At 70.1% G+C, this 15,788-nt stretch carries 14 protein-coding genes; 11 read left to right on the forward strand and 3 right to left on the reverse strand.

Annotation, left to right across the window (positions count from 1 at the left end):
* Positions 1-4: 4 nt before the first annotated feature.
* Entirely contained in the window at positions 5-982 is a 978-nt protein-coding gene (locus BLQ73_RS16465; RefSeq protein ID WP_093171343.1) for a ferrochelatase, read from the reverse strand.
* Between the two features lie 265 nt (positions 983-1,247).
* Between BLQ73_RS16465 and BLQ73_RS16470 the strand changes: the two genes are divergently transcribed.
* Positions 1,248-3,269 (forward strand): S9 family peptidase, encoded by a 2,022-nt coding sequence (locus tag BLQ73_RS16470; RefSeq protein ID WP_093171449.1) that lies wholly within the window; start codon positions 1,248-1,250, stop codon positions 3,267-3,269.
* Positions 3,266-4,054 carry an inositol monophosphatase family protein gene (locus tag BLQ73_RS16475; RefSeq protein ID WP_093171344.1) on the forward strand — a complete coding sequence of 263 codons (789 nt, stop codon included), beginning with the start codon at positions 3,266-3,268 and terminating at the stop codon, positions 4,052-4,054. Before BLQ73_RS16470 ends, BLQ73_RS16475 begins: the two co-directional genes overlap by 4 nt.
* Positions 4,055-4,173: 119 nt before the next feature.
* Here the strand turns inward: BLQ73_RS16475 and BLQ73_RS32480 are convergent, their stop codons facing one another.
* A complete protein-coding gene (locus BLQ73_RS32480; protein ID WP_176955496.1) occupies positions 4,174-4,338 on the reverse strand; it encodes a hypothetical protein in 165 nt (54 codons plus the stop codon).
* A 332-nt stretch (positions 4,339-4,670) separates the two neighbouring features.
* Here BLQ73_RS32480 and BLQ73_RS16480 point away from each other — a divergent pair, with 332 nt between their 5' ends.
* The 5 genes from BLQ73_RS16480 (at position 4,671) to BLQ73_RS16500 (ending at position 9,820) form a co-directional block, all read left to right on the forward strand.
* Positions 4,671-5,324: a response regulator transcription factor gene (locus BLQ73_RS16480; protein ID WP_093171345.1), complete on the forward strand. Its 654-nt coding sequence runs from the start codon at positions 4,671-4,673 to the stop codon at positions 5,322-5,324.
* Positions 5,325-5,356: 32 nt separating this feature from the next.
* Positions 5,357-6,676: a sensor histidine kinase gene (locus BLQ73_RS16485; RefSeq protein ID WP_093171346.1), complete on the forward strand. Its 1,320-nt coding sequence runs from the start codon at positions 5,357-5,359 to the stop codon at positions 6,674-6,676.
* 272 nt (positions 6,677-6,948) lie between these two features.
* Positions 6,949-7,248, forward strand: a complete 300-nt coding sequence (locus tag BLQ73_RS16490) for a DUF4193 domain-containing protein (protein WP_093171347.1) — start codon at positions 6,949-6,951, stop codon at positions 7,246-7,248.
* Positions 7,249-7,435: 187 nt separating this feature from the next.
* The gene (locus tag BLQ73_RS16495; RefSeq protein WP_093171348.1) at positions 7,436-8,185 is read left to right on the forward strand and encodes a hypothetical protein; all 750 of its coding nucleotides are present in this window, start codon (positions 7,436-7,438) and stop codon (positions 8,183-8,185) included.
* A gap of 237 nt (positions 8,186-8,422) precedes the next feature.
* Positions 8,423-9,820: an alpha,alpha-trehalose-phosphate synthase (UDP-forming) gene (locus BLQ73_RS16500; RefSeq protein ID WP_245691130.1), complete on the forward strand. Its 1,398-nt coding sequence runs from the start codon at positions 8,423-8,425 to the stop codon at positions 9,818-9,820.
* Between the two features lie 167 nt (positions 9,821-9,987).
* Here BLQ73_RS16500 and BLQ73_RS16505 read toward each other — a convergent pair whose 3' ends face one another.
* On the reverse strand, positions 9,988-10,311 hold the full coding sequence (locus tag BLQ73_RS16505; protein WP_093171350.1) for a DUF4235 domain-containing protein: 324 nt from the start codon (positions 10,309-10,311) through the stop codon (positions 9,988-9,990).
* A gap of 82 nt (positions 10,312-10,393) precedes the next feature.
* Between BLQ73_RS16505 and valS the strand changes: the two genes are divergently transcribed.
* The 4 genes from valS (at position 10,394) to BLQ73_RS16525 (ending at position 15,749) form a co-directional block, all read left to right on the forward strand.
* Entirely contained in the window at positions 10,394-12,955 is a 2,562-nt protein-coding gene (gene valS, locus BLQ73_RS16510; RefSeq protein ID WP_093171351.1) for a valine--tRNA ligase, read from the forward strand.
* Positions 12,956-13,163: 208 nt separating this feature from the next.
* Positions 13,164-14,540, forward strand: coding sequence for an AI-2E family transporter (locus BLQ73_RS16515; protein WP_245691131.1), 1,377 nt, complete (start codon positions 13,164-13,166; stop codon positions 14,538-14,540).
* Between the two features lie 40 nt (positions 14,541-14,580).
* Positions 14,581-15,036: a dUTP diphosphatase gene (gene dut, locus BLQ73_RS16520; protein WP_275936294.1), complete on the forward strand. Its 456-nt coding sequence runs from the start codon at positions 14,581-14,583 to the stop codon at positions 15,034-15,036.
* A gap of 20 nt (positions 15,037-15,056) precedes the next feature.
* Positions 15,057-15,749 carry a DUF3710 domain-containing protein gene (locus BLQ73_RS16525; RefSeq protein ID WP_093171354.1) on the forward strand — a complete coding sequence of 231 codons (693 nt, stop codon included), beginning with the start codon at positions 15,057-15,059 and terminating at the stop codon, positions 15,747-15,749.
* The last annotated feature ends 39 nt before the right edge of the window (positions 15,750-15,788 follow it).

The raw sequence follows: 15,788 nt of genomic DNA on the forward strand, positions 1-15,788 counted from the left end.
CCGCTCACGCGGGGGCGGGGCGCCGCGGCGGCGCCGGGCAGCACGTCGCGGCGCAGCCGGCGGGCTCGGGCTCGGCGAGCAGGTCGGCCACCATGGAGGTGAACGCCGGATGGGTGCCGGCGGTGGAGGCGCGCTCCAGCGGCAGCCCCAAGCCGGCGGCGAGGTCGCGGGCCTCCACGTCGAGGTCGTAGACGACCTCCATGTGGTCGGACACGAAGCCGATCGGCACCAGCACCACCGCCTGGGCCCCTTGCTTGTAGAGCACTTCGAGGTGATCGCATACATCGGGCTCCAGCCACCGCACCTCCGGCGGGCCGCTGCGGCTCTGCCAGACGAGGTCGAAGGGCTCGGTACGGCCGAGGGCGGCGTTGACGAGCCGCGCGGCGCTGAGGAGCTGCGCCTCGTAGGCGCCGCCGGAGGGGCCCGCCGTACGGGCCATGGTGAGCGGGATGCTGTGCGCGGTGAAGACGAGCCGCGCGCCGTCGCGCACCTCCGCGGGGAGCCTGCCGAGCGCCTGCGCGGTGTGGTCTGCCATGGCGGCGATGAAGCCGGGGTGGTCGTAGTAGTGGCGCAACTTCACGATCTCCGGTGCGCCGTCGACGGCCTCCCGCGCCCGGTCGATGTCGTCGAGGTATTGGCGGCAGGCGGAGTAGGAGGCGTAGGCCGACGTCGCGAACGCGGCGGCGCGGCGTACGCCGTCATCGGCCATCTGCCGCACGGTGTCGGTGAGGAAGGGGTGCCAGTTGCGGTTGCCCCAGTAGATCGGCAGGTCGACCTTCGGGCGGATCGCCTCGATCAGGTCGCGGCACTGCTGGTTGATCGGGCTGACCCCGCCGAACCGCTGGTAGTGCGCCTCGACCTCCATGAGCCGCGCCTTCGGCACGCCGCGCCCGCGCACGACGTTTTCCAGGAAGGGCAGCACGTCGGCGGGTTTCTCCGGTCCGCCGAAGGAGAGGAGGAGCAGCGCGTCATAGGTCCCCATGGCCTCATCCAACCGCATATGGCCACCGGCTTACGAACCAGCGCCTTTTTGATTGCGCGCCTTTGGCGCGCGGCGAGGGGGCTCTTGGTCCGGTGCTTTCCCTCCTCTCTCCGGTCGCTGCGCTCCCTGCGTTCGTCAGTCCAAGCACCGGCGCCCCCTCGCGTTCCCTGTTTGGCCGACATCCCGGGAGGTGGCTCCCGGTTTGGCTGGTGTCCGGGGAGGTTGCTTCCGGTGCGGCCGGTGTCTGGGGAGGTTGCCTATGGGGATGGGTAGGTTCGGCAGGGTGAGCGCATTCAACGATATTCGCGAATATGTGCGCATACCGCGTGTGCTGAACCTGCGGCTGGCACCCGATGGGTCGCGGCTTGTCGCCGTCGTCCAAACGCTGAACTCCGATGGGAAGTCCTACGGCACCTCGCTCTGGTCCATCCCGACCGCGGTCGACGGGGGCCGCCCCCGCGCTCCGCGGCGTCTCACCAGGTCGGCGAAGGGGGAGAGCGGAGCGGCGTTCACCGCCGAGGGGGATCTGCTGTTCGTCTCCGCCAGGCCCGACCCGGCCGATGGGAACGACGGGGAGGACGGGGAGGTGCCCGCCCTGTGGCTGTTGCCTGCCGACGGCGGGGAGGCCAGGCGGATCGCGTCCCGGCCCGGCGGGATCTCCGCGGTGCGGACGGGCGGCCCCACCGTCGTCTACGCCGCCGACGTGCTTCCCGGCGACGCGGGCCTGGAGGAGGAGCGCCGCGGCGCGCGCAAGGACGCCGGGATCAGCGCCATCCTGCACGAGGGTTTTCCGGTGCGGATCTGGGACAGCGACCTCGGTCCCGGGCAGACACGGCTGTTCGCGGCCGAGGGTCCGGTCGGAGAGGCTCTGGCGGAGGTCGGCGATCTCACCCCCGAGCCCGGCCGGGCCCTCGACGAGATGGATTTCGACGTCACCCCCGACGGATCCGCCGTCGTCACCACGTGGCGGGTGGCCCTCCCCGGCGGGATGCTCCGCTCGGATCTGGCGGTGCTCGACGTCGCCACGGGGACGCGCAGGACACTGGCCTCGGAGGAGGGGCAGGACTTCCTCGGCCCGGTCCGCGTCTCGCCGGACGGCCGCCACGTGACCTGCGTGAAGGTGAGCCATTCCGAGCCCACCCGGCCGCCCGAGATCGTGTTCTGCCTGGTGGACCTGGCCTCCGGGCGGGTCGTCCCTTTCGGAGGCGGGCTGTGGCCGGCCGACGTCGCCTGGGCCTCCGACGCGTCGCACGTCTACGCCGCCGCCGACCACCGGGGCCGCCGCCCGGTGTTCCGCCTCGCCCTCGACGGCTCGGAGCCGGTACGGCTGACGCCCGACGACGCCGCTTACGCGGCGCTGTGCCCGCTGCCCGACGGCACCGGCCTGTACGCGCTGCGGAGCGCGATGGATGCGCCCCCCGGCCCGGTGCGCATCGGCGTCGACGGCACGGTGACCGGGCTCCCCTCGCCGACCCCGGACCTGGGGCTCCCCGGCACCCTCACCGAGTTCGACGCCCGGGCCCCGGACGGGCAGGACCTCCGGGCGTGGCTTGTGCTGCCGGACGGCGCGAGCGCCGCGAACCCGGCGCCTCTCCTGCTGTGGGTCCACGGCGGTCCCATGGCGAGTTGGAACGACTGGTCGTGGCGGTGGAACCCGTGGATCATGGCTGAGGCGGGCTATGCCGTACTCCTGCCCGATCCGTGTCTGTCCACCGGGTACGGCGCGGCCATGATCGCGCGGGGCTGGGGTGACTGGGGGCCGAGCACCGAGGCCGACGTGATGGCCGTGACCGGCGCCTGCCTGGCACGTCCCGACATCGATGCGACGCGGACGGCGGTGATGGGGGGGTCCTTCGGCGGCTACATGGCCAACTGGCTGGCGGGTCGCACCACCGGCTGGAAGGCCGTCGTCACCCACGCCTCCCTGTGGCACCTGGAGCAGTTCTCCGGCACGACCGACACCGCCTTCTTCATGGTGCGCGAGATCGCCCCGCCGGGGGCGGCGCGGTACGACGAGCTTTCCCCGCATCGCGCGCTGGAGCGGATCTCGGTCCCGATGCTGGTGATCCACGGCGATAAGGACTACCGCGTGCCCATCGGTGAGGCGTTGCGCCTGTGGTGGGATCTCCAGCGGGTGGGCGCGGAGTCCAAGTTCCTGTACTTCCCGGACGAGAATCACTGGATCCTCAAGCCAGGAAATATCGTCGCTTGGTATGAAACCTGTCTTGCTTTCCTGGCCCAGCACGTCCTTGGCCACGAGTGGAAACACCCGGAGTCGCTGACATGACCGATTATCTGGCCCTTGCCGAGGACATCGCCCGGGAGGCGGGCGAGATGCTGCTCGCCAAGCGGCCCGACAGACCCGAGGTCCTCGCCGTCAAATCCAGCCCCACCGACGTGGTCACCGCCCTGGACCGGGCCGCCGAGGAACTGATCCGCGCCCGGATCGCCGCGGCCAGGCCCGGCGACGCCGTACTCGGTGAGGAGGGCGGTGACACGCCCGGCGGCAGCGGGGTGCGCTGGATCGTGGACCCCATCGACGGCACCGTGAACTTCCTGTACGGCCTGCCCGACTGGTGCGTCAGCCTCGCCGTCGAGGTCGACGGCGAGGTGGTGGCCGGCGTCGTCAACGTGGTGCCCCGGGGTGAGGTGTTCACCGCGAGCCGCGGCTCGGGGGCCTACCTCGCGGGCAGGCGACTCCAGTGCAACACCGGGGTGCCGCTGCCGCAGGCGCTGGTGGCGACGGGCTTCGGCTACGAGTCGAACCGCCGCGAGGTCCAGGCCGAGGTGCTGGCCCACGTGCTGCCCAGGGTGCGCGACATCCGCAGGTACGGCTCGGCGGCGGCCGATCTGTGCGCGGTGGCGGCGGGCCGGGTGGACGCCTACTACGAGCGCGGGGTCAACACCTGGGACCACGCCGCGGGCGGGCTCATCGCCGTCGAGGCCGGGGCCAGGCTCGGCGGGCTGCGCGGCCGGGAGCCGAACTCCGACCTCACCCTGTGCGCGGCGCCGGACCTGTTCGACGCCCTGCATGACATGCTGCTCCCGCTCGATCCCGAACGCGACGCCTGAGGCGCGTTCCGCGACACGCGAAACCGCCCCGTTCGGGGGAGCGAACGGGGCGGTATCGTCGAGCGTGTTGAGCGTGCTGACTCGTTCGCCTGCCACCACCGAGTCGGCGTGAGCCCGGACTACCCGTTCAGGGCGATACCGTGCTCATCCGCAACACGGCGCAGGTCCTCGATCTCGGCGGCGAGGGTGTCGGCGAGGTACTCGTCGCCGGTGGAGCGAGCCTCCTGAAGGCCCTTGTAGGCCTGGTCGAGCCGGTATTCAATCGTGGTCGTGAACTCGCCCATCTCACCTTCTTTCTGAGGGGTTCCGCGAGTAGGGGAAAGTGCTGGTCCGCCGCGTGTCCTGAGGTGGGCCACGGGTGCCCTGCCTCGGTTGCCCGGCGGAGTGTTCTCGCTTTACCCATACCAAGTCCTGGTTAAAACCTGACTCTTCGGATATTCGTGGTGTGCTGTCCATCACGTTCAATGACCAGACCTGTGCTGAGACCGGCTTACCGTGTGCTTACGGTGGGTCCGGGGACAATGTGGCGGGGGCAGGGTGTCCTCGTGGCCGGCGGGACTCGCGAACGGGTTTCGAACGAACGTCGCCGATTGTCGATCTGGAGGTGTCAGGGGCCGTGCGGGTGCTGGTGGTCGAAGACGAGCGGGTGCTCGCGGACGCGATCGCGACGGGGCTCCGCCGGGAGGCCATGGCCGTCGATGTCGCCTATGACGGGGCCGGCGCGCTGGAGCGCACCGGCTACATCGACTACGACGTCATCGTGCTGGACCGCGACCTCCCCAAGATCCACGGCGACGAGGTCTGCCGCAGGCTGGTCGAGCAGCGTACGGCCTCGCGCATCCTCATGCTCACCGCCGCCGGCGATGTGGACGACAAGGTCGAGGGCCTGGGCCTCGGCGCCGACGACTACCTGGCCAAGCCTTTCGTCTTCATCGAACTCGTGGCCCGCGTGCGCGCGCTCGGCCGCCGCTCGGCGCCCGCGCTCCCGCCGGTGCTCGAACGCGCGGGCGTGCGCCTCGACCCCGGCAAGCGCCTGGTCACGCGGGACGGGCGGGAGATCGCGCTCACCAAGAAGGAGTTCGCGGTCCTGGAGGAGCTGATGCGCGCCGAGGGCGCGGTCGTCAGCCAGGAGGACCTGCTGGACAAGGCGTGGGACGAGAACATCGACCCGTTCACGAACGTCGTCCGCGTCACCATGATGACGCTCCGCAAGAAGCTCGGTGACCCCCAGGTGATCGAGACAGTTCCAGGAGTGGGTTACAAACTGTGACTGGTCCACACGGTCCGGAACCGACTCGCCCGATGGCGAAGCCTCACCGCGGGAGTCGGCCGGAGGCCGAGGCGGCGGCCGAGAACGGGCCGCGGCCGTACGGCGCCGCCGGAGGCCCGCCGCCTCCACCCGCGGGACCGCCGGCCTGGGACGGTCCGCCGCCGCCGTCGGCCGGGCCCCACGCGGGCAAGGGCAGGGCCATGGCCGGTGTGACGTGGCTCACCGAGCGCATCAGCATCAGGTGGCGCCTGACCCTCACCTACAGTGCGATGGTCTTCGCCGCCGGGGCCATGCTGGTGTTCGTCCTCTATTCGATGTTCGGCCAGATCATCACCGATGTCCTCTTGAGTCTGCCCTTCCCGTCCTACGCCACCCTTGAGCAGGCGAACGCCGTCCGGGCGATGATCGAGGAAGTCAAGACGGTCATGTTGGACATCGCGCAGGGCCACTTCCTCAACAGGGCGCTGCTCGCCCTGGGCGGCGTGGGGCTGCTGTCGCTGGTCACCGGCTACTTCATCGCCGACAGGGCGCTGCGGCCGGTCCAGCAGATGACGACCACCGCGCGGCGGCTGTCGGACAGCACGCTGGCTCATGAGCGCATCGATCTCCAGGGGCCGAGCGACGAGCTGAAGGAACTGGCGGACACCTTCGACGCGATGCTGACGCGCCTCAACACCGCCTTCGACACCCAGCGCCGGTTCGTGGCGAACGCGTCGCACGAACTGCGCACCCCACTGACGATCAACCGGACGGTGCTGGAGATCGCCCTCGGCGATCCGGAGGCGTCGGAGGATCTGAAGGCACTGGGGCGCACCCTGCTTGAGGTGAACGCCCGCAACGAGCGGCTGATCGAGGGGCTGCTGCTGCTCGCCCGCAGTGAGCGCGAGCTGAGGGTGCGCAAGCCGGTGGACGTGAAGGAGGTCACCGAGGCGGCCTTGGAGCAACTTTCGCCCTGGGCTGAAGAGGCCGGTGTCACGATCTCCGCAGACCTACACAGTGCTCACACCATTGGTGATCCTGTGCTTCTTGAGAGATCTGTGGCGAACCTCATTGAGAATGCGATCAAGTACAACATTCCCGAATCAGGAAGAGTTTGGGTGCGTACGGGAATGGTGGAGGGGGCACTGGTCGTTCAGGTGGCCAACACCGGGCAGCATGTGCCCGCATACGAGGTGAGCAGCCTTTTTGAGCCGTTCCGGCGACTCAACGCCGACCGGGTCGACTCCGCGAAGGGGGCGGGGCTCGGGCTCTCCATCGTCCGGGCGGTTGTGCAGGCACACGGTGGAAATGTCGCGGCGCTTCCCCGCGAGGGCGGAGGACTTGTGGTGACGATCCGACTTGCCGGGCGCTGATCCGGCGGGGGTCGTCTCGCGGACCCCGCACATGTGGTTGGATGTGCCGTCGAACACAGGTGGTGCATGCCGTCAATGCTGTGGTTTTCGCCATATTTGACTAACCACGCCCATTGGCGGTAGGTCCCTCACGTGTGGATGAGGTTCATCTCATGCCTCGCCTGGGTACCCCAGCAAAATCTCCCTGGCAGATCGGGCACAAGACGGACCTCTCGGACGTTACACACGCGCGAAACGCGCAACAGATAGATGAGGGGGATGGAGTAAGCACGATGGCTACCGACTACGACAGCCCGCGCAAGACCGACGACGACATGGCTGAAGACAGCCTGCAGGAACTTCAGGCGCGGCGCACGGACAAGTCCTCGGGCAGCATCGACATCGACGAGACCGACCTCGCCGAGTCACTCGAACTGCCCGGCGCGGACCTGTCGAACGAGGAGCTCTCGCTGCGGGTGATACCTCGTCAAGCCGACGAGTTCACCTGCTCGCGATGCTTCCTGGTGCATCACCGGAGCCAGTTGGCCTCCGACAAGAACGGCCAGCAGATCTGCCGGGAGTGCGCCGCCTGACCATCAGGCTGCGATGCCCGTCCGCGCCCTCGCGGCGTGAGGACGGACAAGGAGGTTCCGCACCGTGACGTCCACAGCGGATCAACCCGAGCACGAAGGGTCCGGCGTCCCCAAAGCGACGGACACACCAAGGGATCAGGACGGCTCCACCTCCGCTGGACCGTCCCCCCAAGGCGCGTCCGGGGCCGTGTCAGGCAGGGACACGGCCGGTGATGAGGTCGCCGAACTCCTTGACAGACTCACCAAGCCCGACGATCTCGAAAACGGCGAGCGGAAGCGGCTGCTCACCCGTCTCGGCGCCGCACTGGCTCGCGGTGCCCGCGCGGCGGGGGAGAACGGCGTCGGGCGAGGACGATGGCTCGCCGAGATCTTCCTGAGCGTCGCCCCGCGCATCCCCATCCGCGATCTCGCCACCCTCAGCGAGCACCACCACGGGCTCACCGGCGAAGCCCTCGCCGACGAGCTCACCCGTGTGGCGACCAAGGCCACCATGGCGGTCGGCGCGGTCGGCGGAGCCCTTGTCACCGCGCAGTTCGCGACCCCGCCGCTGCTCGTCTCGACCCCCGCGCTACTCGTCGCCGAGACGATCGTCGTCGCGTCGATCGAGGTCAAACTGATCGCCGAACTCCACGAGGTGTACGGCATCGCCGTCCAGGGCGGCGTCCCCCAGCGCGCCCTCGCCTTCACCGCGGCCTGGAGCAGGCAGCGCGGCATCGACCCGCTGGCCCCCGGAAGCATCACCCTCGCGCTCGGCACGGCTGCCAAGACCGCGCTGCGCAACCGGCTGATGAGGACATTCGGCCGACATCTGACCACGCTCGGCCCCTTCCTCACCGGAGCGGTCGCCGGGGCGGCCCTCAACAGGGCGGCGACCCGCAAGCTGGCCTCCGCCGTACGCGCCGACCTGCGGCGTCAGCGAGGACTCCCGCCCGCCTGAGACGGTACCGGCCGCAGGACCGAAAACCCCGGCGGCGCCGGACCGCCCGGCATCCCAGGGCATGCTCACTGCGGAGCGTTTCCGTATGGTGGACATTGAGTGTTCCCATCCACGTCGCAAGCCGTTGGTCGGCTGCCACGGCGGGCACCCGATCTCGTCCGAACCGGCCGACCCGCCCCCGCGGCTCGCGAAGAGGAGATGGGAGACCCTCAGCAGTCAAGCCTTGGGAGGCAATGCGTGAAGGCTCGGAGCTCGTTTCTGATCGTCGCCAACCGTCTACCCGTTGATCGAGTCGTCGCGGCGGACGGCACCGCCTCGTGGCGGCGCAGCCCGGGTGGCCTGGTCACGGCCATCGCGCCCGTGATGCAGCGCCGCGAGGGCGCCTGGCTCGGGTGGCACGGCGCATCGGGGGAGGAGGTCAAGCCGTTCGACCACGACGGCATGCACCTGGTTCCCGTCCCGCTCTCCGCCTCGGAGGTCGAGCTCTATTACGAAGGGTTCTCCAACGCTACGATCTGGCCTCTTTACCACGATGTGGTGGCCACCCCGATCTACTCCCGCGTCCTGTGGGACGCCTACAGGGCGGTCAACGACCGGTTCGCCCGCGCCGCCGCGGAGGCGGCCGACGAGGGCGCCGTCGTGTGGATCCAGGACTACCAGCTCCAACTCGTGCCTGCCATGCTGCGCCGGCTCCGCCCGGACCTGCGCATCGGTTTCTTCCTGCACATCCCCTTTCCCCCTGTCGAACTGTTCTGGCAGCTCCCCTGGCGAAGGGAGATCGTCGAGGGTCTCCTCGGCGCCGACCTCGTCGGCTTCCAGCGGCCCGGCGGCGCGGCCAACTTCGTACGGCTGTGCCGTAGGCTCCTCGGCCTCCAGCACTACCGCAACGAGGTCGAGCTTTCCGGGCGCCGGGTCAGGGCGGAGGCGTTCCCGATCTCGGTGGATTTCAGCGAACTCGACACCCTGGTCAGGGAGCCGGGCATCGTCGCGCGGGCCAAGGAGATCAGGTCCGAGCTCGGCGAACCCGAGCACATGCTGCTCGGCGTCGACCGCCTCGACTACACCAAGGGCATCGGGCAGCGGCTCAAGGCGTACGGCGAGCTGCTGGCCGACCGCGCGATCACGCCGGGGGAAGCGGTGTTCGTGCAGATCGCGACCCCGAGCCGCGAACGCGTCGAGGAATACCGGCGGCTGCGCAACTCGATCGAACTCCAGGTCGGCCGCATCAACGGCGAACACTCCCAGCTCGGGCACCAGCCCGTGCAATACCTCCACCAGTCCTACAACCGGCGCGAGCTCGCCGCGCTCTACCTCGCCGCCGACGTCATGGTGGTCACCCCCCTGCGCGACGGCATGAACCTCGTCGCCAAGGAATACATCGCCTGCCGCCACGATCTGCGCGGCAGCCTCGTGCTGAGCGAGTTCGCCGGGGCGGCCGACGAGCTCAGGCACGCGTTCTCCGTCAACCCCTACGACGTCGAGGGCATGAAGCGGGCCATGATCGCCGCCATGCGGGCCACCCCGCACGAGCTGTCCCGGCGCATGCGGTCGATGCGGCGGCGCGTCGCGACCTACAACGTCGACCGCTGGGCCGGCGAGTTCCTCAACGCCTTGGAGGGGCGAGGCGAAGGGTGACACGCGAGCGGTGAGGCGTACGGCCGGAGGCCGGCCCGGGTGGCCAGGGGGACGGGCGGGTGGCGGGGGCACCAGGGCGGCAGCCGTACGCGGTGTGAACGCATGAGTGGGAAGTGACCAGCGGTGTGGTGCGGGCCGGCGGTGGACTCGCGGCCCGCACCGGCCGCTCAGACCTTGTGGGAGGTCGCCTTGGCGGCAGCGCTGCTCCACGCCTGGTAGCGCTTGGCGGCGGCGCGGGTGGCGACGATGCGCGCGACCTCCATGCCGACGCCCATGACGACGGCGAAGCCGACCGCCTCGGCCAGACCGACCTCCAGGGACTCCGGGTTGGCCGGGGGCTTCTTGCCGGTCGTCTTGCGCCAGCCGTACTCGATCAGCTTGCGGGTCGCGAAACCGACGCCCATGGCCACCGCGCCGCCGATCAGTCGCCACGCCAGGTCGGGCTTTTCGGCTTTGGCGTTATCCGCGATTTCTTCGAGCGTGTCGTTCATGGCTCCCCCTTCATCACCGCTCTGTGATGGAACCCTAGTCTCTTGCGGCGCGCATGGATGCCAAGCCATACCATAAGGAGGCATGACCACACCGCGACAGCGCCATGCGACAGTCCCCGAGAACCCCTCTCTCGACGGGCTGGAGACGGTATGGTCCGCTCGCTGGGAGGCCGAGGGCGTCTACCGGTTCGACCGGTCCCGCCCGCGTGACGGGGTCTTCTCCATTGACACGCCGCCGCCCACCGTTTCGGGCTCACTGCATATCGGTCACGTCTTCTCTTATACGCATACCGACATTACGGCGAGATTCCAGCGGATGCGTGGTCAGAGCGTCTTTTATCCCATGGGCTGGGATGACAACGGCCTGCCGACCGAGCGCCGCGTGCAGAATGTGTACGGCGTGCGCTGCGACCCCTCGCTTCCCTACGACCCGGACTTCGAGCCGCCCGCCCGGCCGGGCAAGCACGAGGTGCCGATCTCGCGGCGCAACTTCGTGGAGCTGTGCCACCGCCTCACCGCCGTCGACGAGCAGGCGTTCGAGGAGGTCTGGCGGCGGGTCGGCCTGTCGGTCGACTGGTCCCTGCTCTACACGACGATCAGCGACGGGGCCCAGGCCGTCTCCCAGCGGGCCTTCCTGCGCAACCTCGCCCGCGGCGAGGCATACCTCGCCGAGGCGCCGACGCTCTGGGACGTGACCTTCCGCACGGCCGTCGCCCAGGCCGAGCTGGAGGACCGCGACCACACGGGGGCCTTCCACCGGGTCGGTTTCCCGCTCTCGGAGGAGCAGCGGGCCATGGGGTTCACCGGGCGGGTGTGGATCGAGACCACCAGGCCCGAGCTGCTGCCCGCCTGCGTGGCACTCGTCGCCCACCCCGACGACGAGCGCTACCGGCCGCTGATCGGCACCACCGTGCGCACCCCGCTGTTCGGCGTGGAGGTGCCCGTCGTGGCACACCGCCTGGCCGACCGCGACAAGGGCTCGGGCATCGCGATGGTGTGCACCTTCGGCGACGTCACCGACGTGATCTGGTGGCGCGAGCTCGGCCTGGACACCAGGGCCGTCATCGGATGGGACGGGCGCCTCCTGCCCGAGCCCCCGGCCGGGGTGCCCGCCGGACCTTACGCCGAGATCGCGGGCAAGACCGTTCACGGCGCGCGGGAGCGGATCGTCGAGATGCTCCGCGAAAGCGGGGACATGGAGGGCGATCCCCGGCCTGTCACCCGGCCGGTCAAGTTCTACGAGCGCGGGTCGCGCCCCCTGGAGATCGTCACGACCCGGCAGTGGTATCTCCGCAACGGCGGCCGCGACCACGCCCTGCGCGGCACGATGCTGGAGCGCGGGGGCGAGCTGTCCTGGCACCCCGGCCACATGTGGGTCCGCTACGACAACTGGGTCGAAGGGCTGGCCGGCGACTGGTTGATCTCGCGGCAGCGCTTCTTCGGCGTGCCCGTCCCGGTGTGGTATCCGCTGGACGGGGCCGGAGAGATCGTCTACGACAGCCCCATCGTCCCCGGCGAGGCCGACCTGCCGGTCGACCCGTCCGCCGACGCGCCCCCCGGCTACACCGAGGACCAGCGCGGCAAGCCCCACGGCTTCATTGGCGACCCCGACGTCATGGACACCTGGGCCACCTCATCGCTGACACCGCAGATCGCCGCGCGGTGGGAGAGCGGCGGCGGCGCCGACCTGTTCTCGAAGGTCTTCCCCATGGACCTCCGGCCGCAGTCCCACGAGATCATCCGCACCTGGCTGTTCTCCACGATCGTCCGCTCCCACCTTGAGCACGGCTGCGTGCCCTGGCGGTCGGCGGCCATCTCCGGGTGGGTCGTCGATCCCGACCGCAAGAAGATGTCCAAGTCCAAGGGCAACGTCGTCACGCCCATGGACCTGCTGGAGAAGCACGGCTCCGACGCCGTCCGCTACTGGGCGGCCGGCGGACGCCTCGGCACCGACACCACCTTCGACCCCGGCCAGTTCAAGATCGGCCGACGTCTCGCGATCAAGATCTTGAACGCCTCGAAGTTCATCCTCGGCCTCGCCCCCTCCGAGACCGGCGCGGCCGGGGCCGGTCCGACCGCCGTCACCGAACCGCTCGACCTGTCGATGCTGGCCCGCCTGTCGGGCGTGGTCGAGGAGGCCACCGCCGCGCTCGCCGGCTATGACCACACCCGGGCCCTGGAGGCGACCGAGCGCTTCTTCTGGGAGTTCTGCGACGACTACCTCGAACTCGTCAAGGCCAGGGCCTACGGGTCGGACGCGGCGGCGGCCTCCGCTCAGGAGGCCCTGCGCACGGCGCTCGACGTGCTGCTCAGGCTGTTCGCCCCCTTCATCCCCTTCGTGGTGGAGGAGGTGTGGTCGTGGTGGCATGACACGTCCATTCACGGTGCCACCTGGCCCGCGCCGTACGGCACAGCCGGCAACCCCGCGCTCCTGCCGGTCGTCTCCGAGGTCCTCCGCGGCATCCGCAAGGCCAAGTCCGAGGCCAAGCTCTCGATGCGGGCCGAGGTCTCCCGCCTGTCCGTCGCCCACCCCCACGCCCACCTGATCCGCCAGGCCCAGGACGACCTCTGCGCGGCGGGCAACGTCGAGGAGTTCGTGCTCACCCACGCGGACGCGAAGAGCGTCGAGGTCCTTCTGGCGTGAGCCCGCGGCCCCTCCGGGCGGCCCCCGCGCCGCTGAGGGGGAGGGGCTCGGTTCGAATGTTCACCTGTGCTGCGATCCCTATCAGGGGTTTTAGGTGAACTTCTGAGCTTATGGGCGTGCGAAGCGTGGGAAAACGTGCGCGCGTTCCGGCGAGTCACGTGTCAGGCTGGACAACGTGATTCCGGACCGAGAACCTCGCTCAGAGCTCGTGCCACCAGTTCTCGCCGCCTTGGCCGCGTGGAGCTGGCGCCTGATCGTCATCGGAATAGTCGTCTACTACACCGCTCTCGGCATCGGAAGCGTCACCTTCGTGGCACTGCCCGTGGCCATCGCCATGCTGCTGACCGCGCTGCTGTACCCGCTGACGCGCAGGTTGCGCGCGGTCGGTCTGCGGCCCATCTGGGCGACGTGGATCACGATGCTCGCCGCCCTCGCGGTGATCGGAGGCACGGGATGGATCGTGGGGGTCCGCGCCAACGACGAGTTCCCGCGGCTGGCCGGGCAGGTCCAGGCAAGCGTCCGCGAGGTGCAGCACTGGCTGACCACCGGGCCGCTGAAGCTCCAGCAGACGCAGATCTCCGGCTGGACTGACGAGCTCCTCAAGCAGCTCCAGCAGCGGCAGGCCGAGATCACCGGCACGCTCGTGAGCGGGGCCGCGGTGGCGGTCGAGGTGCTCGCCTCGCTGGTGCTGCTGCTGTTCATCACGTTCTTCCTGCTCAAGGACGGCGACCGCATCTGGCTGTGGTTCCTGCGCGCCTTCGGGCGTCTGACGCCGCGTGTGGACCGTGCCGGGCGGGCGGCGTGGCGCACCCTGTCGCTCTACGTGCAGGGCACGGTCGCGGTGGCGGCGGTGCACGGCGTGGTGATGGGCATCGTCCTGGCGGGCATGGGCGTGCCGCTGTGGGCGGGCCTGGCGGTGCTCATCTTCCTGGCGAGTTTCATCCCGATCGTGGGAATCTTCTTCGCCGGGGCGGTGGCGACGCTCGTGACCCTCGGCGCCAAGGGCTGGGTCTACGCGTTGATCTTCCTGGGCATCCTGGTCGTGGAGCAGCAGCTTGAGAACCACGTACTGCAGCCGCTGATCGTGGGCCGGGCCATCAACTTCCACCCGCTGGCGGTGATCCTGGTCCTCGCGCTGGGCGGCATCCAGGCGGGCATCGCGGGGGCCGCCATCGCGGTGCCCATCGCGGCCGTGCTCTACAGGGCGCTGCCCGAGCTGCGCAAGGACCCACCGGTGCCGCCGTCCGGTACGGCTCCGCCCGCAACCGGCCCGCCTGAACCGGGCCCGAAGCCAGAGCCCGGTCCCTCGGAGTCCGGCCCGACCGCGACCGGCCCGACCGCGACCGGCCCGACCGCGACCGGCCCGACCAAGGCCGAGCCGTCCGAACCCGGCGAGCAGGGCGGGCCTGGGGAGACCGGCGGACGGCGGGAGACCGGCCGGCCCTCCGAGACCGGTGGGGACTCCAAGCCCGGCGAGGCGAAGTCCGGGCGGCGGTCCGAGCCGGGGGCCGCTCATGGCCAATCACCCGAATCCTCATCAGATCCGACCCCAGGTTCGGTCGGGCCCGCGGGATCGGTCGTGTAGGACGGAGAAATCGCCAGCGCAGGCGGTAAGGTTCCCCCTCGTGACCACAAGTGCGGAAAGAGGTGTCGAGGTGCTGATCCGCCGCCTCGACCCGGACCTCCCCATGCCGACCTACGCCCACCCCGGCGATGCCGGTGCCGACCTTTACGCCGTGGAGGACGTCGAGCTGCTCCCAGGGGAGCGGGTCATCGTGGGCACCGGTATCGCCATCGCCCTACCCGATGGCTTCGCCGCTTTTGTCCACCCCCGGTCGGGTTTGGCAGCAAAGCATGGTGTCACCCTGGTCAACGCGCCTGGCACGGTCGATGCCGGATACCGTGGCGAGATACGGGTGACTCTGCTCAACACCGACACCAAGGAGGCGGTCCGGCTCCGGCGCGGTGACCGTGTCGCCCAACTGGTGATCCAGCGGGTCGAGCGTGCCGCCTTCTACGAGGTGGACAGGCTGCCGGGCTCCGCACGGGGCGACGGCGGGTTCGGGTCCACCGGCCGCTGACAACATGGGAGGCGAGGAAAGTGTTTCGACGTCGACGCCGTCGTCATGACGAAGCCGAGGCGGCACCGGCGGTCCCCGAGGAGGGCGGTGCCCCCGCGGGCACGACCGGCCCGTGGGACTCCGGAGACCCCCACCCCGAGGTCGAACGGGTCGACCTCGGAGGCATGCGCCTACCGGTGAGCCCGGGCTTCGAGGTGCAGCTCAACGTGGCCGGCGAGCAGATCGTCGGCGCGGTCGTGCTCTTCGAGGAGAGCGCACTCCAGATCCATGCCTTCGCCGCGCCGAAGCGGTCGGGCATCTGGGACGAGGTCCGTTCGGAGCTCGCCGAAGGCGTCAAGAACGCCGGCGGCTCGTCCGAGGAGAAGGACGGCCCGTTCGGGGTGGAGCTCGTGGCCATGGTGCCCGCCGAGGGGCAGGCCCCGGCCGCCGGCTCGCTTCAACCGGTCCGCTACGTCGGTGTGGACGGGCCCCGATGGTTCCTGCGCGCCGTACTCAGCGGCAAGGCCGCCGTCGACGGCGGCGCGGCCGCGACGCTCGAAGGCGTGATCCGCGACCTCGTGATCGTGCGCGGTGACGAGCCGATGCCTCCGAAGGAGCCGATCCAGCTCGTGCTGCCCACCGAGACCCGCCAGGCCGTCGAGCAGCACGCGGCGCGGGACCGCGGCGATCTCAACCCGTTCGAGCGCGGCCCCGAGATCACCGAACTCCGCTGAGCGGGGCGGTGGCGCCCCTCCGGCACACCCGGGTCGCCT

Origin of the sequence: Sinosporangium album, from assembly GCF_900100605.1 — a bacterium.
Classification (GTDB): Bacteria; Actinomycetota; Actinomycetes; order Streptosporangiales; family Streptosporangiaceae; genus Sinosporangium; species Sinosporangium album.

What these genes read in the sequence shown, in the direction of transcription:
- BLQ73_RS16475 (WP_093171344.1), top strand. Translation starts at nt 3,266, where the DNA reads ATGACCGATTATCTGGCCCTTGCCGAGGACATCGCCCGGGAGGCGGGC.
- BLQ73_RS32480 (WP_176955496.1), bottom strand. Translation starts at nt 4,338, where the DNA reads ATGGGCGAGTTCACGACCACGATTGAATACCGGCTCGACCAGGCCTAC.
- BLQ73_RS16470 (WP_093171449.1), top strand. Translation starts at nt 1,248, where the DNA reads ATGGGTAGGTTCGGCAGGGTGAGCGCATTCAACGATATTCGCGAATAT.
- BLQ73_RS16505 (WP_093171350.1), bottom strand. Translation starts at nt 10,311, where the DNA reads ATGAACGACACGCTCGAAGAAATCGCGGATAACGCCAAAGCCGAAAAG.
- BLQ73_RS16490 (WP_093171347.1), top strand. Translation starts at nt 6,949, where the DNA reads ATGGCTACCGACTACGACAGCCCGCGCAAGACCGACGACGACATGGCT.
- BLQ73_RS16485 (WP_093171346.1), top strand. Translation starts at nt 5,357, where the DNA reads ATGGCGAAGCCTCACCGCGGGAGTCGGCCGGAGGCCGAGGCGGCGGCC.
- BLQ73_RS16465 (WP_093171343.1), bottom strand. Translation starts at nt 982, where the DNA reads ATGGGGACCTATGACGCGCTGCTCCTCCTCTCCTTCGGCGGACCGGAG.
- valS (WP_093171351.1), top strand. Translation starts at nt 10,394, where the DNA reads ATGACCACACCGCGACAGCGCCATGCGACAGTCCCCGAGAACCCCTCT.